This window comes from Streptomyces chumphonensis (assembly GCF_014779715.1).
GTDB classification, from domain to species: domain Bacteria; phylum Actinomycetota; class Actinomycetes; order Streptomycetales; family Streptomycetaceae; genus Streptomyces; species Streptomyces chumphonensis.
Genome location: NZ_JACXYU010000040.1, coordinates 1 through 660 on the forward strand (window position 1 = coordinate 1; position 660 = coordinate 660).

Below are 660 nucleotides of genomic sequence, written 5' to 3' on the forward strand. Positions count from 1 at the left end.
GCAAGGAAGTCTTCTCAACTAACAGACAACCAGTGCGCATCGAGTGTCCCGCACCTTAAAGTTCGGGGACGCGGGAGCCCCCCGCGGCTCGGGCCACGGCCCCGAACCCAGCGGTGGGCCCCGCGAACGGCAGTTGGAGGAGGAAACGTGACAACGCCCCCAGGCGGTCCGTACGGCGGCGAACACCAGCCGGAGCACGACTTCGGCTACGCGCGGTACAACTTCCCCTCCACGCCCAGCCAGCACCAGCAGCAGCCGTCGCAGGAGCCCCGGCAGCCCCGGCAGCCACAGCACAGCGCGCCACAGCGCGGGGCACACGACGCGTCCTCCGCCCACTCCGGCTCCGACATGGGCGGGGGCGGCCAGCCCCACCCCCTGGTGCGTCCGTACGCGATGACCGGCGGACGCACCCGGCCGCGCTACCAGCTCGCCATCGAAGCCCTGGTCAGCACGACCGCCGACCCCGCCCGGCTCCAGGGCCAGCTCCCGGAGCACCAGCGGATCTGCCGCCTGTGCTACGAGATCAAGTCGGTGGCGGAGGTCTCCGCGCTCCTCGCCATCCCCCTCGGCGTAGCCCGCATCCTCGTCGCCGACCTCGCCGAGGCCGGGCTCATCGCCATCCATCAGCCCGGCGGTGACGAGTCCGCCGGTGGTCAGCCA

The 660-nt window shown here is 72.0% G+C and carries 1 protein-coding gene; it reads left to right on the forward strand.

What is annotated here, in order from left to right; all coding sequences use genetic code 11:
• Positions 1 to 147 precede the first annotated feature (147 nt).
• The coding region (locus IF129_RS25950) for a DUF742 domain-containing protein (RefSeq protein WP_191212283.1) at positions 148 to 660 on the forward strand (513 nt) is incomplete at its 3' end.